This is a genomic window from Halalkalibaculum sp. DA3122 (assembly GCF_043951865.1).
GTDB lineage: Bacteria > Bacteroidota > Rhodothermia > Balneolales > Balneolaceae > JAMQKA01.
This window is the reverse complement of the sequence record NZ_JBINJF010000004.1, coordinates 23,076-42,485: the sequence shown is the minus strand read 5'-3', so window position 1 is coordinate 42,485 and position 19,410 is coordinate 23,076. Positions and strand designations below refer to the sequence as shown.

Sequence of the window (19,410 nt, the reverse complement as noted above, 5' to 3'; positions counted from 1 at the left end):
GGTATTGTAAACGACTTGTTAACCCGGGCGGGTCTGTACGCGGTTACCGCACGGCATTAATCGATTCCTCCAGTTTTTCGATGTAGATATCGATCTCTTCAGCCGTAATGATGATGGGCGGGATGATACGAATCACATTGCCCTTGGTACAGTTGGTGATAATGCCGCGCTTCAGCATTTCGGTAACGATATCTCCGCAATTGAAAGAGAGCTCAACGCCGATCATCAGTCCGAGTCCACGTACATCCTTGATCGCCCCGTCGAGCTTGTCAGCCAGTTCATTCAGTTTGTCGGTAAAATAGGCTCCTTTTTCGGCGGCCTGCTTTACGATCTGCTGCTTTTCCATCTCTTCAAGCGTGGCAAGCGCCGCCGCGCAGGCCACCGGATTTCCCCCGAACGTACTGCCGTGCATGCCGGTGTCCATCGCTTCGGCCACTTCTTCGCGGGCCAGGACCGCCCCGATGGGGAACCCGTTCCCGAGCGCCTTTGCAGAGGCGACGATATCCGGCTGAACACCGAAGTTCTGGTACGAAAACCATGCGCCCGTTCGACCAACGCCGGTTTGTACCTCATCCACAATAAAGGCGGCGTTGTGTGTGCGGCAAAGCTGTTCAATAGCGCTCATAAACTCCTGGGTGGCCACGTGAAGTCCGCCGGAACCCTGGATTACTTCCAGTATTATCCCGGAGGTGTTCTCGTCGAACGCCGCTTCCAGCGCCTCGATATCGTTGAATGGAATCTCCTTGAATCCCCCCAGCATCGGGTCAAAGCCCTCCTGGTATTTTTTCATTCCCATTGAAATGGTGGCGATGGTACGGCCGTGAAACCCGTTTTCCATCGTGATTATCTCGCCGTCTTTTCCATTTTTAGCCGCATATCTCCGGGCCAGTTTAACGGCGCCTTCCACCGCTTCGGCTCCGCTGTTGCAGAGGAATATTTTATCCATATCAAACAGCTCAGCCATCTTCTTGATGAGATCGGCCTGCTGTTTGTAGTAAAAAATGTTGGAGGCATGTATCAGCCGTTCAGACTGTTCCTGTATCGCCTTCACCACGCTGGGGTGGTTGTGTCCCAGGCTGTTTACCGCAATGCCGGCCAGGAAGTCGATATACTCATTTCCCTCCTCATCCCATACGCGGGTACCTTCTCCCCGTTCCATTACAATCGGGAGACGGTTGAAGACATTAAAATAATACTGTTCAGTGATTTCAGGAGTCTGTGATTCGGTCATTGTAATATTAATTTTTAGGCACTTTGTGAGCTTTCCCGCTTAAAATAAACAGTAAGAACTAAGAATCATACCCTAAATGAATTTTGATATTGAGGGACCTTTGCAGAACCTGCTATTTTGTTGGAAGGTGGTTGTACCACCTGATCTTATCAAACGGGAGTATACCCCTCAGAACGAAGAATTGAGGAAGTTGAAAATGCACTCTATTAAATTGCTACAGGGAGTGCGACTTAAGCGGTAAAATGTATATCGACAGCCTGGTGGTTCCTGCAGGGAAAAGCCCGGAAAAATAAACCTGAAAAGAGTATATCACGCAGGCAATAATGGATAAATAATTGGATGAAAGGAGGGGGGGGGATATAAGGAGAAAAAACGACCCTTTTGGTATTGAAAATAGGTGTAGAGAGTAGGGTGGAATTTACTTTGGGATTAGGCAAGGGATACCTCGAGGGTACACAGTGTAAGCTGGTTCATTGGAAACACATTTCACAAAATTTTTAATGCTGGCCGCCAGGACGGAATTAGGAAATGATGGGCCCATCCATACAGAAAAGTGCAGGGATGAAGAGGTCACATTAAAGTTTTTGGGGTGATAATCTACCGGATCGGCATTTTGTCATGAGAAAAAGAAATAATAATGTAAGAAAGCTGTAGCTGATTGTCCGACAATGAGTTGGCGTCATGAGTTACCAGCTGGGTCATATCCCTGGAAAAGAGAGTCAAAAAATCTCATTAATTGTATTGTCAAATGGGAAAATATGGATAGATATATTATATATAACTATATGCTGCACATAAGATTAATGTATTTATATATAGAAATTTTAAATATGTATGAGTAGATGTTTTGTGCGTGACTTAAATTATTTAGGCAAGAAAAATAAGTTCAAATATTTGCTGTTAACTTTTACGTTAGGGGCCAGTATAAGTGATTGTTTATCAATGGGTTATAAGCACCTCCATGATCGATATGCTTGTTTTGGCACTCAGGGAAAGTCACCTAAATAATTTAGGTGAATATGGAAAGAGTCGGAATGAGACGATTTGACAGCAATTATAATGAGTATATAAGTTCATGAGCGCCATTACTTTATAGTTTATGCATAAATTATACTTTATGTTATTTGCCGCTTTTTAGAGTCACTTGCGGGATAGCTCACCGCGGAAAAGGTGAAAATAGTGCTACGGTTTGAACAATATCGAGGTATGGTGTTTGCGCTGTCAGAGGGGGGATATAAAAAGGCTGCCGAAAAGAAAACCGGCAGCCTTGCAGCAGAAATATTCAGATAAAAATGGAAGCTAGTTTAACTATATCGGAGTAGTTATCTGCTCCGCTTTTTTGGAGATCAAATCTCAGTCAACGAGCGACAATCCGATGCGCCCCCGTTCCAGGTCCAGTGATACAATTTTAAGCTCCAGGATATCGCCAACCGCTACCACATCGTGGGGATCTTCAACCTTGCGATCGGCCATTTTTGAGATGTGCAGAAGTCCATCCTGCTTGACACCGATATCGACGAAAGCCCCAAAGTCTACGACGTTGCGGACGGTTCCCTGCAGCACCTGTCCCTCACTCAGGTCTTCCATCTTCATCACATCGTCGCGCAGTACGGGCTTGGGCAGTGATTCCCGCGGATCGCGTCCCGGTTTTTGGAGGTTTTCGATAATCAATTCTAGCGTCGGAACGCCGACGCCAATCTGTTCGGCCACCTCCTCCTTATTGATATTATCGAGCTTATCGGATATAGCCTTGTGTTGCTCTTTCAAGTTGGTCAAGTTAATATCAAACAGATTGCATAATTTTTCCGTGGCCTCATAGCTTTCCGGGTGGATGGCGGTATTATCCAGCGGGTTGTCTGATTCCGGGATACGCATAAAGCCGGCCGCCTGCTGGAAGCGGAAATCGCCGACCCCACGGATCTCCCGGATCTCTTCTCGGCTGGAGAAGATGCCCTCGTTTTCCCGGTGCTGTACAATGTTTTTGGCAACGCGAGAGGTCAGCCCCGATATGTGAGAGAGCAGTGGTGCACTGGCCGTGTTCAGGTTAACGCCCACCTGGTTTACACAGCTCTCCACCACATCGTCCAGGGATTGCGCCAGCTGGTACTGGTTGACGTCGTGCTGGTAGAGGCCCACCCCGATCGATTTCGGATCTATTTTGACCAGTTCTGCCAGGGGGTCCTGCACGCGGCGGGCGATGGAGATATTCCCGCGCTGGGCCGCTTCCAGGTCGGGAAACTCTTCGGCGGCGATCCTGGAGGCCGAGTATACCGAGGCCCCGGCTTCGTTGACGATCATGTAGTTCAATTCTTCATCTGGATTTTCCTCCTTCCGTTTCTGAATGAAATCGGCGACAATCTGCTCAGTCTCACGGCTCGCGGTTCCGTTGCCGATAGCGATCAGGTTGACGCCGTACTTGTCGATCAGGCGGGAAAAGACCTCTTCGGCCTCAGCCACTTTGTTTTGTGGGGGAGTGGGATAGGTGGTGGTCCCCTCCAGGTATTTGCCGGTTTCGTCGACCACTGCAACCTTGCAGCCGGTGCGGTAGGCGGGATCGATGCCCATGACTACCTTGTGGTCGAGCGGAGGCTGCATAAGCAGGTTGGAGAGGTTGGTGGCAAAGGTTTCGATGGCGTGCTCGTCCGCTTTTTCGGTGAGCTGGTTGCGCAGCTCGCGCTCCAGGGAGGGAAACAGCAGGCGCTTGTAGGCGTCTTCCACCGCATCCTGGATGTGGGGTACGAAGATGCTCATCTCATTGTTGATGACGACATCATCGATATTTTCGAGCGTGATGTCATCCCACAGCTCAACATTCACAAACAGGATGTTTTCGCGCTGACCGCGGTTGATCGCCAAAATTTGGTACGGCTTCAGGTATTTGGCTTTTTGTGAAAACTCGTAGTAATCCTCAAAGTTGGTTCGTTCCTCGACATCGGGGTTTTTCTCTGTTTTGATGACAGCATGCTCGCGGAAAATATCGCGTAGCTTGTCACGGACTTCCGGCGATTCGTTAATCCATTCCGCCACAATATCGAGTGCGCCGTCCATCGCCTCCTCGGCCGATGTTACTTCCTGTTCCTCGTCCACAAACGTTGCGGCGTGCTCCATCGGGTCGCCCTGCACGATCTCCTGTGCCCAGATCAGTTCGGCGAGCGGTTCGAGCCCCTTCTCCTTGGCCATGTCGCCCCGGGTGCGCCGCTTGGGTTTGTACGGCAGGTACAGATCCTCAAGCGTGTTCAGGTCGGTACACGCTTTGATTTTTTCTTCGAGCTCGTCCGTCAGCTTGTCCTGGTCCTCAATTGTTTTCAGGATCGTTTGCCTGCGATCTTCCAGCGTGTGGTGGAACTCCAGCTTGTCGCGGACATTCCGAATCTGTTCCTCGTCAAGTCCGCCGGTGGCCTCCTGGCGATAGCGCGCCAAAAACGGGACAGTGGCCCCGTCAGATAAAAACTGGGCGACGGTGCCCACCTGCTTCGGTTTGAGACTTAATTCACTGGCGATATTCTTGTGGATTTGTGCTTCGGTCATACGGGTTATTCTAAATTCTTCTAAATTCTGACTTCTGGTTTCTGAGTCCTATATTTCGCATGCTAAAATAACCACACTAATACTTTTTGCATACATGGATTTTGATTTAACAACGATGCACGAAGCGGCGATCGAGATTGCCCGGAAAGGGGGCGACCACAGCTTGACCTACTTTCGGGACACCGTGGAAGTGGAGTACAAAAAAGACGCCTCTCCGGTGACTGTAGCCGACCGGGAGACGGAAGAACTGATGCGGGATGAGATTCAGCGTCAATTCCCGGGGCAGGGGATTGTCGGTGAAGAGTTTGAGAACAGCAACCCCGGGAGCGATATTCAGTGGATCCTGGATCCGATTGATGGAACGCTGTCATTTATTCACGGGGTTCCCTTTTATACTACGCTTGTAGGAGTAACGTACAAGGGAGATCCCAAAATAGGCGTCATCTATGCACCTGCGCTGGATGAACTCTGTGAAGGAGCCGAGGGGAGAGGGACCAGGCTGAACGGGAAACCCTGCTTTGTGCGCTCTAACAAAAACCTGGCTGAAGCCAGTTTTTTGTCAACCGATGTGACCACACCCGCTGAGCATGGCTACCGTGAACCGTTTTCGGAACTTCTGGCCTCAACCCGTGTACACCGAACGTGGGGAGATGCCTACGGTCACATGATGGTAGCGACCGGTCGGGCGGACCTGATGTTCGACCCGGTACTGAATATTTGGGATGCGGCCCCGTTATTAACGGTGGTTCGCGAGGCCGGCGGTATTTTTAGCGATACGGCGGGCCGTGAGACGATCGAAACCGGCAACGGCTTTTCTTGCAGCAAGGCCCTTTATCCTTCAGTGATTGAAATTTTTAAAAAATATTCCAACAAATAATATATGCGTTCTGATAAAATTCGAATGTTCTGCCTGTTAACATGGGCTGCTCTCTCATTTACTTTTCTTTCCGTCAACGCGCAGTCGCCGTCGTTCGACTACCTGCGCCATCCCAAACTTGATTTCAGTTTTAATCACCTGGCACTGGAATTAAATATTGATCCGGAAGAAAAGCTGCTGGTGGGGCAGGCTACCTACGAAATTGAAGCCAATATCGGGGGTGTTGATTCTTTGGTACTGAACGCCGCCCACATGGATATCCGGGCCGTCTTGGCAGATGGCAAAGAGGTGCCATACCGGCTGGGTAACGATTCCCTGTTTGTAGCGCTGGGAGAGACCACTGAGCCAGGCAGCCGCTATTCAGTTGAGATTTTATATGAAACCTCTCCCAAATTTGGAGTCCATTTCGAACCCGATGGTAGCGTGTGGTCCTCCTCGCTGCCGTTGACCACGCGACACTGGCTGCCGGTAGCCGATCATCCGCGCGTTACCTTTACCACGGATATCACCCTGGCTGTGCCGGGCAACTTTACGGCCCTGGCGCCTGGCAGAACCGGTACTGAAGCGATCACCTCGGTTGAGGAAAAACAGGTGCAGTGGCAGAGCCGCCGGCCTGTTCCGGCTTCTGCTCTTTGGTTCGCCACCGGCCCGTTTACAACTGCAGAAACATCATTTGGAATCAAGCAGATTCGGGTTTCGGGAGATACCGTCGTGATGGACCGATCCGGCAAAAAGCTCCTTGAGTCGGCATACCAAATCCTGGATCGTACCGAAAAAGCGTTGGGCGTTGAGTATCCCTTCGAAACTCTCAATATCATGTTGATGGATGACCATCGCTGGGAGAGCAAACCATATGCGGCGGGAGCCGTCTTCCTTTTTGCCAACAGGGGCGGCCTGCAGGCGCAGCTCCGGCGCGGCATCCTCGCGCAGTGGTACGGCGTGCACCAGCGAGAGGAACAGTGGTCGGATGCGGAAGCGATGAACCTGTACCAAACGGTGTTGAACCAACAGCTGGCGGAGGGGACCGCCTCGATTGCAGACCAGGCAAATCCGGCCGCCTCGATAAATCCCTATCACGCATTTAGTGTAAAACGCTGGAACCGGTGGCAACAGTTCTACCAGCAGTGGGAAAATACTACATGGAAACAGGTCGTTGAGCAAAGCCTGGACAGCGAGCCGGCAAGTGGAGGCGGAGTTAAAACCTGGAATGATTATGCGGACAGCTGGTATCAACAAAGCGGGCAGCCCTGGTTTAGTCCACCACAGTTGATCGTAAACCAGGAAACCGGCGAACAGGATTCAATTATTTATCGGGTTGACTACCAGTATGATGAAACCAGCGGGGAACTGGTCCTGAATTTTGAGGCGCAGGACTCCGTGGTAAGTGAACTGATCACGCTTCCCCTGGTGGAACACACCATGCAGGGCGCCGATACCCTCGAGGTCACATTCACCGGCAAGAGTGATTCCATCATGTTAAACCTGGATCCACTGGTCTCCTATGTCACCATCGATGGGTCCGCCCGGGAAGATATTACACTCATCGAATATAAGCCGATACCATTTGTGCTGAGCCAGCTCCGAAATGCCGAGTCGTCTGACGAAAAAGTGGCTGCGGCGCACCAGTTGGCGAATCATTCGGATAATCCGGACCTGCAACTCGCTATTAACGATCTGCTTGAGCAAGAGCAGCCCCCAACGGTCAAAGCCGCCCTGCTCTACTCGATGGGAGAGATAACGAAGGGAGCGACCGGAACAGAACAGCAATTTATTGAGGCTCTGAACGAAGATCATGCAGCTGTTCAGGAAGCGGCAATCCGAGCCCTGCGATACTACCAGGGGAACGACCAGGTGATCCAAACTATCCAGCGCACAGCGCTCCAAAGCGACTCGGTATCCCTGTTCAGGCAGGCAACGAATAGCTTGTTTGCTGTTGTAGACTCTTCCGATACCTCAACACTGAACAGGTTTTCGCAGCAGGTAATGAGTGAAGACAGTACTGGCAACAGGGCTGTTTTTGTGTTCCGGAAACTGGCCCGGCAGGAGTTGGCCGATTCTGAAGTATTGGTTAAAAACCTGGTTCTGTTGACCGGCCACAATTATGATTTTCCGGTTCGGGCCGCGGCACTTGAGATATTAAAAAAGGTGGATACCAGTGAGAATGAGTGGAGCAGCCGTATTGAAACAATGCTTGCTGACAGTGATCCACGTATTCGATTTTTAGCCGTACGTGCTGCCGCCGACCTTGAATTCATAGATGCGGAGAATATATTGGGAGAGCGCTTGCTGGATGAGTATGACGGCCGCGTTTTTTATGAAATGCAGAAGATCGCTGGCGGACGTTGAGCACTTAAACAGCTGGCCATATGCTCACGCCCTGATCCACTTCATTAGCTCTTTAAAGCTGGCGCTTTTGCCGTAATTCAGAATACCCACACTGTAAATTTTGGCGCTGAGCCACAACAAACCCCAAAAGGTGGCGAGCATCAAGATAATTGAAAGGCCGATGTGCCAAAAAGGGACGTCGGTAATGGCGACCCGGGTAATCATTATAATCGGGGTGAAGAAGGGGATGAGTGAGCTGATAACCGACAGGCCGCTGTCGGGGGCTTCCATCACCCTGAACAACAGAAAGTAGGCGATGAAGATCGGCACCATTACCGGGAACATAAACTGCTGCGTATCGGTCTCCGAGTCGGCCGCCGAACCGATGGCGGCAAACAGGGTGCTGTAGATAAGGTAACCCAGGATCAGGAATACAAAGAAGAGGACGATCAGCGACGGCTCAATAGCCGGCACCTCAAAGAGAGAAGGGTCTGGGGCCGGCCCGGCTCCACCGGCTGCTTCCAGGTTTTCTGTCTGGGTCTGCATAAACATGCCGGCCACAGGTCCAGCAATCGAAGCCAGTCCCAGGCCTGCTGCAATCCATATTGCCACCTGGGTGACAGCCAGCGCGCCGACGCCCACAATTTTTCCGCACAGAAGCTCAATCGGTTTTACCGAAGAGGTTATGATCTCAATAATGCGGCTGGTCTTTTCTTCAATAACGCTCCGGGTCAAAAGTCCGCCGTACCCGGTAACGATACCAAAGATCAGCAGCCCCATAGCCATTCCGATACCGGTCAGCAGCCCGATATTGTCGTCCGTTTCAACGCCCTCCTCCGTTAGCCTGCGGCTCTGCAGGCCCGGCCGACTCTCATAAATCTTTTTCACCTCGTCAGAGACGTTGGCGCGTTCCAGCCGCTCCTGTCGGATCACCTCCCGCACATCGTCCCGCAGGTTCCCTAAAAACTGGAGCCCGCCGCTGCCGCCGTATACAAGCTCGGCGTTTTTGTCAGATTCAATATGTTCTTCACTGAAGACGATAAACCCATCAATTTGTTCACGTACCACGCGCGACCGGAGTGTGTCAATGGGAACAGAGCTCGCATCCTCATACCGTTCCTCATTCAGCTCCAAAAGGCGGGGAAGCAGCACTTCCGTGCGATCCACGATGGCGATGGTGTGCTCCGACTCGGTATCCCACACGGCGATGGCCACGGCGATCCCGATGAATGCGACCATTCCCAGTGGAATCAGGATTGTGGTCAGGATAAACGCTTTGCTTTTTACGCGGGTGATATATTCCCGCTTAAGCACCAGTAAAATTTGACGAAAATCCATAGCTGTTAATGTAAATCCTGCGGGTTGATATTATCTTCACCTACGGTGGAAATAAAAATTTCGTTCAGCGAGGGTTCCACGCGTTCAAACTTGTAGATTTCGGCATGCTCCATGGCGATCTCAAGAATGTGCCGGGTGTCCTGGCCATCCAGCACGCGTATTTCAGCAAAGTTGGTCGAACGGTTATTGATGCGCACGTCGTCAAGGGTATCGAGGAAGGAGGGGTCACCCCGGAATTCAAGATTGACGGTGTTTCTGCCATACGAGGCTTTGATCTCGCGGAGGTCTCCCTTCAGGACCGCCCGGCCCTTGTTAAACAGGCAGATTTCGTCGCACATCTGTTCCACCTGCTCCATGCGGTGGGTCGAGAACAGGATCGTCTTCCCTTTGTCTCGCAGTTCAATGACGATCTCTTTCAGCATCTCGCTGTTGATGGGATCGAGTCCGCTGAAGGGCTCGTCGAAAATATAGATATCGGGATCGTGCGCTATGGTGGCGATAAACTGGATTTTCTGTGACATCCCCTTGGAAAGCTCACCGACCTCCTTGTTATACCAGTCTTCGGCCTCAAACCGTTCCAGCCAGTATTTGATCGCCTGCCGGGCCTGCCCGCGCGACAACCCCTTGAGTTGTGCCAGGTAGAGCAGCTGTTCGCCCACTTTCATCTTTTTGTAGAGACCCCGTTCCTCCGGCATGTAGCCGATCAACTTCTGGGTTTGCGGACTCACCTCCCGGTCGTTGATTTTTATCGATCCGCTGTCAGGGATCAGGATATGGTTGATCATCCGTATGCAGGTCGTCTTTCCGGCCCCGTTGGGGCCCAGAAGTCCGAAGATGCGCCCCTGGTGAACCTCGAAGGAGACATTCTCAACGGCGGTTGTGTTCCCGAATGACTTGGTTACGTTTTCGACATCTATTATGGCCATCGCTGTGCATTTTGTGCATGAATTCCCCGGTGAACATAATATTCTGAAAGTTTATAAGAAAGATTTTGACTGGCATTTAAAGATTTGATTACTTGATGAGCGAGTGATGGGTACCGTTTCAACTGAAAGAATAATCTACTATCGGGATAAGTGATATGAATATTATCCACCTTAGTGCGGAGTGTTATCCAGTGGCAAAAGCGGGGGGGCTGGCAGATGTGGTTGGCTCGCTGCCCAAATACATGAAAAAGATGGGGGTGGAGGCCAAGGTTGTCATGCCCAGGTACGCAACCGACTGGATTCATGAGCATCAATTTGAAACTGTGTTTGAGGGAGATACCCCTCTAGGGGCAGGGCAGTTTCACTATAAAATTCAACGGGAAAAAAAGAACACGCTTGGCTTTCCGCTGTACCTGGTGGATATCCCTGAGCGGTTTGACCGCCCCGGCATTTATATCGATCCATACAGCGGCCACGGATACTGGGATGAGCTCGAGCGCTATATGAGTTTTCAACTGGCTGCGCTCGACTGGATCCACTACAGCGACGAAGATCCCGACCTGTTGCACTGTCATGACCATCACACCGCGCTGGTTCCCTTCATTATCACGCGCTGCCACCGGTATCGGGGCATGGAAGATATTCCCACCGTGTTGACGGTGCATAATGCGGAATACCAGGGCGTATACGACCGCGGCGCGTTTTCACTACTTCCCTCGTTCAACTACTCGGAAGTGGGACTGTTGGACTGGGACGGAAAATTCAACTGCCTGGCTGCGGGGTTGAAATGCTGCTGGAAGATTACGACTGTTTCTCCCAGCTACATGGAGGAGCTGAGTAAGGACGGGGATTTAAGCCTTCTCTATCACAGCGAGCGCCACAAGTCGGTCGGCATTCTGAACGGCATCGATACCGATGTGTGGAATCCCAAAACGGATCCCTACCTGGAAAAAAATTATACGCTCAAGACCCACCGAAAAAGCAAGCTGAAGAACAAAAAGGCGCTTTGCGACCAATTTGACCTGAATCCGGACTATCCGCTCATTTCGTATATTGGTCGTTTGGCGCACGAAAAAGGAGCCGACCTGCTGCCCGACCTGTTTAGCCATTTCCTGGCAAGCGAGCAGAGTGTCAACTTCATGCTGCTGGGTACGGGAGATCGGTACCTCCATGAACGTTTTAACCAGCTAAACAGCCGTTTTGTAGGCTTTTTTGATGCCGCGCTCGATTACAATGAAGCACTCGCGCACCTGATCTACGCGGCGAGTGACTTTATTATCATGCCCTCCCGGGTGGAGCCGTGCGGGCTGAACCAGATGTACTCCATGCGATATGGAACGGTACCAATAGTGCGAAAAGTAGGTGGGCTTAAAGACACCGTCAAGGATATTGGTGACGAGGGGGGATACGGGATCACGTTTTACGACTTTACGCATCACGCCGCCGCCGAGGCTGTTCAGCGCGCCCTCTCGCTCTACAGCGACTCCAAAGGAATGAATGCGGTCAGAAAGACCATTATGAAATTAGACTTTTCTTGGGAAAACTCTGCAAACAAATACCTTGAACTTTACAGGGAGCTGATCAATGACTAGAACATATAGTAAATTCAATAAACATCGACCGGTAATTTCAGTAATTCTTGGTGGGGGACAGGGGACCCGCCTGTATCCACTTACTAAAATGAGATCGAAGCCGGCCGTCCCGATCGCCGGAAAGTACCGATTGGTGGATATTCCAATCTCAAACTGTCTGAATTCGGGATTTCGACGAATTTATGTGTTAACTCAGTTCAATTCAGCTTCGCTGAATCGCCATATCAAGAACACCTACAATTTTGATGTGTTCAGCAGTGGATTTGTCGATATCTTGGCCGCCGAGCAGACTCCCGAAAGTAAAAACTGGTATCAGGGTACGGCCGATGCGGTGCGACAGTCGCTGCACCACATGGAAAACCACCGCCATGACCACGTATTGATTCTCTCGGGCGACCAACTCTACCAGATGGACTACAGCAAGATGTTGAAGCAGCATGAAGAGACCGATGCAGACTTGACGGTGGGCACCATCCCGGTAATAGCTGAAGATGCTACCGGATTTGGTATTCTAAAGACCGATGAAAGCAAGGAGATATCCAGTTTCGTAGAAAAACCGGACCGCGATGAACTCGACCAATGGCAATCCAAAACGGATGAAAAGTTTGCAAGTGAGGGGCGCCATTATCTGGCATCGATGGGAATTTATATTTTCAAGAAAGAAGTTCTGCAGGAGCTTTTCGATGGAATGCCTGATGCCACTGATTTTGGAAAGGAGATTATACCAAAAGCTATAAACAGTGATCTGAATGTGCGCAGCTACGAGTTTGATGGTTATTGGACCGATATTGGGACGATAAAATCATTTTTCGAGGCCAATATCGAGCTGACTTCTGAACTCCCGGCATTCAACTTTTATGACAATGAAGATTTTATCTATACTCGTGCCCGCCTGCTGCCGGCCTCAAAACTCTCCGGAACTACGTTCGATCACTCCGTTCTTGCGGAGGGATGTATCATTGAAGCGAGTCGTATTGAGCGTTCTGTCATCGGTATACGCTCGCGCATAGGGCGGGGAACCAGCGTAGAACACTCCATCATCATGGGGAACGATATTTTTCAATCACAGAGAGAGATTGAAGAGGGGACGACCGAGCATCCCCCGATGGGTATCGGGCAGCGCTGCTTTATCAGTAATGCCATCATCGACAAGGATGTGCGGATAGGCAACGATGTGCGAATTGCCGGGGGCGATCACCTGGACGACGGAGATTACGGCAACTACCACGTGGTGGATGGCATCGTCATCATACCGAAAGAAGCCGTAATTCCCGACGGCACCAAAATTTGAATTTGCACCTTGTCGGAACTCAACACTGAAAATGCCGGGTCGTGAGATTCGGCATTTTCTGGTTTGGTGAGGTGAAATTTATTCTGAATCGCCGGTTGTCCCGCGGATCTGCATGTGGCGGAGGCGTTTTATAGAGCCTCGGTTATGATGAACTCGGTAGGAAGAATTCTGCGGGCCTGGAAACACGGGCGGGGAGAGGAGCAGGCGGCAGAACCATTTTCCCCACTTTGATTCCACCGCTACTTGGCTTAAATTCCCACCGAATATAAATAACGGTGAATCGCTCTTGCGTTAATCCAACAGGACGTTGCAAAACCGTTGGTTTGCCCAATCCCGGTATGGTTGCGAATTCAAAAACCACATCTGCATAAGATAAACTGCGGTTTTGAATTCGCCCAGCTGGACAAAACTGCTGGTTTTCCAATGCCCTCTCCAGAGCGATTCCCGGGCGCGTGGCCACCTCCCGGAACATCGGTAATACTTAACCCTAGTTTGGATCTCCATGATTGTCGATCTTCTCAAACCCGAGTTCGATGAACTGATCAAAAATAAAGATTGGGTCGCGCTGAAGGACATTCTGAACGATGTGCCGGCGGTGGACGTGGCGGAGCTGCTGGAAGAGCTGGAAGCCCAGGTGGCGATTGTCATCTTCCGGCTGCTTAAAAAACAGAAAGCCGCGGATGTATTTACCTACCTCAGCTCCCAAAAGGGAGTGGAGCTGCTCGAAGTGTTTACCGCCCAGCAGCTCAGCGAGGTGATGTCGAACCTGGAGCCGGATGAGCGCGTGGCCCTGATGGAGGAGCTGCCCGGTCACCTCACCCAGCGGGTGATGAACTCCATGAAGACCGACGATCGCAAGCTGGTGCAGAAGCTGCTCGGCTACCCCGAGGAGAGCGTGGGACGGCTGATGACCCCGCGGTACGTCAAAGTGCGCAGAGACTGGACCATCCGGCAGAGCCTGGAGCATATCCGCAAGTACGGGCACAGCGCCGAAACGGTGAACGTGATCTACGTGGTGGATGAGCACGAGCACCTGATCGACGATCTCCGCCTCAACCAGCTGATTCTGGCCGATCCGGAGGCCACGATAGCATCGCTGATGGATGAGTCGTTTGAAGCGCTTTCGGCCTTTGAAGACCAGGAGGACGCGGTAAAAATGCTCAGCAAGTACGATCGCGTGGCGATGCCGGTGGTCGACTCCGACGGCATCCTGGTGGGCATCGTAACCGTGGATGACGTAATCGACGTAGCCGAGGAGGAGACGACCGAGGATATGCAGCTGATGGCCGGGATGGATGCGCTGGACGACTACTACTCCCAGACCTCCGTCAGCGAGATGGTAAAAAAGCGGATTGGATGGCTCGTCATCCTGTTTATGGGGCAGATGTTGACGGTTACCGCCATGGCAACCTACGAAAGTGCCCTGGCCGCGGCGGCGATGCTCTCCTTTTTTATACCCATGATTATTTCAAGCGGCGGAAACTCCGGCTCCCAGGCGGCTACTCTTATCATAAGAGCGCTTTCCACCGATGACATCAACCTGGAGGACTGGAATAAAGTACTGAAAAGGGAGTTTCTTTCCGGAGCCCTGCTGGGCGGGCTGATCGGGCTGATGGGATCTGTGGTTATCGCGGCCTGGATGATGTTCCGCGGGGAACTGTTTTCGCTTGGCCTGGTACTGCAGGCCCTGACGGTGGGGTGCAGCCTGGTGGGCGTGGTATTGTTTGGGAATTTAAGCGGATCGATGTTACCTTTTTTAATGTCGAAGATGGGACTCGATCCCGCTGTTACCTCGGCACCGTTTGTGGCTACACTTGTGGATGTCACCGGGATTATTATCTACTTTTCCATCGCTCTTCTGCTCTTGCAGGGGGTGGTATTATAACTTGCAAGATGACAAGAATTACCCGTTTTATCGGTAATGCCCAATAGAAAATTTTAAATAATAGTGAACAGATGAAGCAATATTTAGACCTGGTCCGTAACGTGTTGGAACACGGAGTCCGTAAAGAAAATCGTACCGGCATCGACACCATTTCCAGTTTTTCCGAGTTTTACAAGGTGGATCTCTCCGAGGGATTTCCGCTGCTGACCACCAAGAAAGTCTATTTTCGGTCGGTAATCCTGGAGCTGCTGTGGTACCTGCGGGGCGAAGACCATATTCGCTGGCTGCGAGATGAAAAGGACTGCCACATCTGGGATGCCTGGGCCAATGAGGACGGGCACGTGGGGCCAATCTACCCGGTGCTGTGGCGGAACTTTCCCTATTTTGAGGAGGAAGAGCTCAGTTTCGAGGGCAATGCCTCCGACATTGTCCAAACCCAGCTGATAAAGAAGGAGTTTGACCAGGTGCAGCGGGCGATCGACATGCTGAAGAGCAATCCCAACAGCCGCCGGATCGTTGTGAGCGCCTGGCATCCCGGTCTGCTGAAAAAGATGGCGCTGCCGCCCTGCCACCTGATGTATATTTTCAACGTGGCGGACGGGAAGCTGAACTGCCACCTTACGCAGCGTTCCGGTGACATTGCGCTCGGCATCCCGTTTAACCTGGCGTGCTACGCCGCGCTTACGATGGCGATTGCCAACGAAGTAGGGCTGGAGTACGGCACGTTTGCCCACACCATCGTGGATGCTCACATCTATGAAAACCATATTGACGGGCTGAAGGAGCAGCTAACCCGCGAGCCGCGGAAATTGCCCCGCCTGGAGATCGCCGACAAGCCGGTGGATGAGTTGACGTTCGAGGACTTCCAGCTTCACGGCTACAATCCGCATCCCTCCATCAAGTTTGAGGTGGCCGTATGAAGTTGGTGCTGATTGCCGCACACGATCCCAACCTGGTGATAGGCAAAGACGGGGACCTGCCGTGGCATTACCCGGAAGATATGAAGCACTTCAAGGAAACCACGATGGGGTACCCGGTGTTGATGGGACGGGGGGAGTTTGAAGAGCTCGGAGAAAAGCCGCTGCCCGGCCGCGAAAATGTAGTGCTCAGTCGCAGCAGAGATTATGATCACGTGCCTGCTTTCAACACGATTGACAAGGCACTCGAATACCTAAAAGACTTTGAGTTGGTGTATGTTATAGGGGGAGGAGAAATCTACCGGCAGACGATCGGACGGGCTGACAAATTAGTAATTACGAAGATCCACAAAGAATACGAGGGAGACACTTTTTTCCCGGAGTACCGTGATGATATAGGAACAAAATGGAGAGAAACCAACCGGGAAGAGCACGGGGAGTTTACCATCGTAGAATATGAACGTATCTGAGGTGCTCCTTGGAACGATAAACACAACCCTCCAACGAGTGTATAACGCTCCAATTTAGATCCGAACGGGTTCGTTATTTAGTTCTTTTCCTTTTTAAAATCTTCTATCACCTGCGGCATTTTCTGGGCGATGAATTTGTGGTATTCATACATCTCATGCAGCCGGTCGATCTCTTTGTGGTCGGCGTTTTCCAGGTATTCGGAGGCCAGGTCCCGCAGCGAAAACACAAATTCAAGATGATTTTCCATAACCTGCCGCCAAGCATCATCCACAAGCCTGAAATAGACCTGGCGCTCTCCCGGTTTGCGCACTTTTTCGATAAAGCCCACCTGCAGAAGCAAACGCGTCATATTACTGACCGAAGCCTTGCTGACCTGCAAATTTTCCACCAGGTCTGAAAATGACTGCTCCGGTGGTTCACAAATGATGAGCCACCCGATAATCTGGCCTGCTATTCTGGGATGGCCGTTTTCTTCAAAAATCAAGCTGAAATTTTCAGTAAACTTCAGCTTTTCTTCATTTATTTCTTGGTCTGTATCTTCCATGTATTAGAACTGTATCTTAAGAAGTGAAAAAGCAGTTAAAACCAGGCGTTCCAGGATATCTGTTTTGAACCTCCGAATTTGAGCTTCTGTATTTTTCGGACAAGGTAATTATCGGCGGTTGTAGCAGAGAGCAATTGCCGGGGATATTTCACTCGCCGCGATACTCAAGACCCTGCAGCAGTATAACAAAAAAATGGTTCAATTTTGGTTGAGGGAAGCTGGATCAGAAGGAGGATACTTCTAGACCGGCGCCTTATTTGTTTACCATCCGTCCATCGGTGATAACCACCAGTCCCGGCATAATCACTTTGCCGGAGACATCCGTGATATCGGCATTATCGGGAATATCAAGCTCACCGGCTTCCCCGATACCGGTTATTACTCCATTCTGAACGATAAGAACCCCATTTTCAATTTCACTGCCTCCACTGGGTATGATGTCGGTTATCCGGGCTTGTTGCTGCCCGGCAGCCAGGCAGGGTATCAGCAGCTAAATGGGCAGCAGGTAGAGGCAGGATCGCTTCATCCGAATCTATTGTTGGTTCAGTGGTATATTTTTTTTGATTGTGAGAATAAGATCAAAGGAAGGCAAATACTTTTCACTATTTTACGGGTATAAAGACCATTTCGCTGGTGCAAACGAATTATAATGAACTGTTCAGGAAGGAACTCTTAATGTCATTGGATTTGCCGATTCCCAATAATAGCGAGGGAAAACCCCGAAAAGTCGGCCTTGAGCTTGAGTTTGCGGGATTGGAAATTGAGGAAGCCGCACGGATTATCCGGGATCTGTATGGCGGTGAAATTAAGAAGAGACACCGCTATCAGTTTAGTGTTGTTAATACGAATCTGGGCGATTTTGAGGTTGAGCTGGATGCCCGTATACTGAAAAAAATGGCGGGGACTGAATTGCTGGCAAATTGGGACCTGGATATTGACGAGGAGGCGATTAAAGATTCCATCGGTGATATCCTTGACAAGCTGGCGAAGGCGGTAATTCCGCTTGAAATCGTGATGCCGCCGCTTCCGGTCGGGGAACTCGCGGTACTGGAAGATTTGCGGGAGAAGCTGCAGCAGCAGAAAGCCGAGGGTACCGAATCGTCGTGGATGCACGCGTTTGGGATGCATATCAATATTGAGGCTCCTTCTCTGGAAGTCGATCTGCTGCTCCGTTATTTACGGGCATTTTTTATCCTTTATCCCTGGCTGCTCGAAGAACTGGACATTAACCTTTCACGGCGAATTTCACCCTTCATCGATCACTTCCCCGACCAGTACGTGGAGCGGATCTTGCAACGCGACTACAAGCCTTCGATGCAACAGCTGATTACGGACTACCTGGAGTTCAGTCCCACCAGAAACCGGCCGCTGGATATGATGCCGATCTGGGCGATGCTCGCAGAGGAGCAAGTCGCAGATGTTTTGGGAGATGAAAAAAACCGGCCTCGTCCCACCTTCCACTACCGGCTGCCCAACAGCAGGATTGAGGATCCTAACTGGAGATTTAAATCCGAATTGAAGCGCTGGACAGAGGTCGAAAAACTGGCGTCAAACAGCGAGATGCTGGACAAACTAAGCCGCTTGTACCTGTTCAGGAAAGGAGAGACATTTGTTTCGTTTCGGAAGGAGTGGGCCAAAACCACAGCAATACTACTGGATCTGGATGAAGAAAACTAAACCGATTATAGGAGTTACCAGCCCCGACCACGGCGGCACCGCAGGCTGGCTTTTCACCAAGCTAGCTCTTTGGCTGCAAGGGGCGGAGGCGGTGCGCATAACTACCGAACAGCTTTATCCCGCTGAACAACTGGATGGACTGATTCTGGGGGGAGGGGCAGATGTCAATCCCCGGTACTACGGGCAGCGGCGTGAATCAGCCTCGGGACCGGGCGTTTCCAAAAAGGGTGGTGTGTGGCAATATGTGATTCAGGCATTCTCAATATTCATGTATCCCTTCATTTTTTTGGTGCGCAAGCTGTTTGCTGCTGATACCCGCAGTATTGATAAAGAGCGGGATGAGCTGGAGTTGCGTTACCTGAATCATGCGCTGGAGCGGGGAATACCGGTACTGGGTATATGCCGGGGCGCGCAGCTGATTAATATCAACCTGGGGGGAACGCTCTACCAGGACATCACCGGCTTTTATGGGGAAGTTCCACGCGTTTATTCCATCTTTCCAAAAAAAAGCGTGGAAGTGGACCGTGAAAGCAGGCTGGGTAAACTGCTTGACGAAGGGACGATCACCGTGAATGCGATGCATAACCAGGCGATTGACAAGCTGGCACCCCCGCTCCGTGTAGTAGCACGGGAAAAAACGGGTATCATCCAGGCTGTAGAACAACCAGACGCCCCTTTTTTGATAGGAGTGCAGTGGCATCCGGAGTATATGCCCCATGTGGCGGGACAGCGAAATATTTTCAAGGCCCTGGTCGATGCGGCCAGGGCAGCGAGCGGTAAGAATTAAAGGCTTTACCCGTAACCACCG

14 protein-coding genes are annotated in these 19,410 nt (G+C 51.1%); 9 read left to right on the top strand and 5 right to left on the bottom strand.

The window, feature by feature from the left end; genetic code table 11:
* Nucleotides 1–43 precede the first annotated feature (43 nt).
* On the bottom strand, nt 44–1,231 hold the full coding sequence (locus ACG2F4_RS03920; protein WP_395258679.1) for an aspartate aminotransferase family protein: 1,188 nt from the start codon (nt 1,229–1,231) through the stop codon (nt 44–46).
* Nucleotides 1,232–2,584: 1,353 nt separating this feature from the next.
* Nucleotides 2,585–4,759, bottom strand: a complete 2,175-nt coding sequence (locus tag ACG2F4_RS03915) for a Tex family protein (protein WP_395258676.1) — start codon at nt 4,757–4,759, stop codon at nt 2,585–2,587.
* Nucleotides 4,760–4,853: 94 nt separating this feature from the next.
* Here ACG2F4_RS03915 and ACG2F4_RS03910 point away from each other — a divergent pair, with 94 nt between their 5' ends.
* Both ACG2F4_RS03910 and ACG2F4_RS03905 read left to right on the top strand, forming a co-directional pair.
* The gene (locus ACG2F4_RS03910; RefSeq protein ID WP_395258673.1) at nt 4,854–5,636 is read left to right on the top strand and encodes an inositol monophosphatase family protein; all 783 of its coding nucleotides are present in this window, start codon (nt 4,854–4,856) and stop codon (nt 5,634–5,636) included.
* Between the two features lie 3 nt (nt 5,637–5,639).
* Nucleotides 5,640–7,982 carry a hypothetical protein gene (locus ACG2F4_RS03905; protein WP_395258670.1) on the top strand — a complete coding sequence of 781 codons (2,343 nt, stop codon included), beginning with the start codon at nt 5,640–5,642 and terminating at the stop codon, nt 7,980–7,982.
* Between the two features lie 24 nt (nt 7,983–8,006).
* On the opposite strand, the gene ACG2F4_RS03900 is transcribed toward ACG2F4_RS03905, so the two are convergent.
* Nucleotides 8,007–9,299 carry an ABC transporter permease gene (locus ACG2F4_RS03900; protein WP_395258667.1) on the bottom strand — a complete coding sequence of 431 codons (1,293 nt, stop codon included), beginning with the start codon at nt 9,297–9,299 and terminating at the stop codon, nt 8,007–8,009.
* A 5-nt stretch (nt 9,300–9,304) separates the two neighbouring features.
* The gene (locus tag ACG2F4_RS03895; RefSeq protein WP_395258665.1) at nt 9,305–10,225 is read right to left on the bottom strand and encodes an ABC transporter ATP-binding protein; all 921 of its coding nucleotides are present in this window, start codon (nt 10,223–10,225) and stop codon (nt 9,305–9,307) included.
* Nucleotides 10,226–10,380: 155 nt separating this feature from the next.
* Between ACG2F4_RS03895 and ACG2F4_RS03890 the strand changes: the two genes are divergently transcribed.
* The 5 genes from ACG2F4_RS03890 to ACG2F4_RS03870 all read left to right on the top strand — a co-directional run bounded on the left by ACG2F4_RS03890 (nt 10,381) and on the right by ACG2F4_RS03870 (nt 16,380).
* Entirely contained in the window at nt 10,381–11,817 is a 1,437-nt protein-coding gene (locus ACG2F4_RS03890; RefSeq protein ID WP_395258663.1) for a glycogen synthase, read from the top strand.
* Nucleotides 11,810–13,108, top strand: a complete 1,299-nt coding sequence (locus ACG2F4_RS03885) for a glucose-1-phosphate adenylyltransferase (protein ID WP_395258661.1) — start codon at nt 11,810–11,812, stop codon at nt 13,106–13,108. The genes ACG2F4_RS03890 and ACG2F4_RS03885 overlap by 8 nt, the downstream gene beginning before the upstream one ends.
* Nucleotides 13,109–13,610: 502 nt before the next feature.
* Nucleotides 13,611–14,993 carry a magnesium transporter gene (gene mgtE, locus ACG2F4_RS03880; protein WP_395258657.1) on the top strand — a complete coding sequence of 461 codons (1,383 nt, stop codon included), beginning with the start codon at nt 13,611–13,613 and terminating at the stop codon, nt 14,991–14,993.
* A gap of 71 nt (nt 14,994–15,064) precedes the next feature.
* Complete coding sequence (locus ACG2F4_RS03875; RefSeq protein WP_395258654.1) at nt 15,065–15,913, top strand: thymidylate synthase; 849 nt, start codon at nt 15,065–15,067, stop codon at nt 15,911–15,913.
* Nucleotides 15,910–16,380, top strand: coding sequence for a dihydrofolate reductase (locus ACG2F4_RS03870; protein WP_395258651.1), 471 nt, complete (start codon nt 15,910–15,912; stop codon nt 16,378–16,380). Before ACG2F4_RS03875 ends, ACG2F4_RS03870 begins: the two co-directional genes overlap by 4 nt.
* Nucleotides 16,381–16,457: 77 nt before the next feature.
* On the opposite strand, the gene ACG2F4_RS03865 is transcribed toward ACG2F4_RS03870, so the two are convergent.
* On the bottom strand, nt 16,458–16,925 hold the full coding sequence (locus ACG2F4_RS03865; RefSeq protein ID WP_395258649.1) for a GbsR/MarR family transcriptional regulator: 468 nt from the start codon (nt 16,923–16,925) through the stop codon (nt 16,458–16,460).
* Nucleotides 16,926–17,600: 675 nt separating this feature from the next.
* Here ACG2F4_RS03865 and ACG2F4_RS03860 point away from each other — a divergent pair.
* Together ACG2F4_RS03860 and ACG2F4_RS03855 are read left to right on the top strand one after the other, a co-directional pair.
* Complete coding sequence (locus ACG2F4_RS03860) at nt 17,601–18,602, top strand: amidoligase family protein (protein WP_395258646.1); 1,002 nt, start codon at nt 17,601–17,603, stop codon at nt 18,600–18,602.
* Nucleotides 18,589–19,389 (top strand): gamma-glutamyl-gamma-aminobutyrate hydrolase family protein, encoded by an 801-nt coding sequence (locus ACG2F4_RS03855; RefSeq protein ID WP_395258644.1) that lies wholly within the window; start codon nt 18,589–18,591, stop codon nt 19,387–19,389. Before ACG2F4_RS03860 ends, ACG2F4_RS03855 begins: the two co-directional genes overlap by 14 nt.
* The last annotated feature ends 21 nt before the right edge of the window (nt 19,390–19,410 follow it).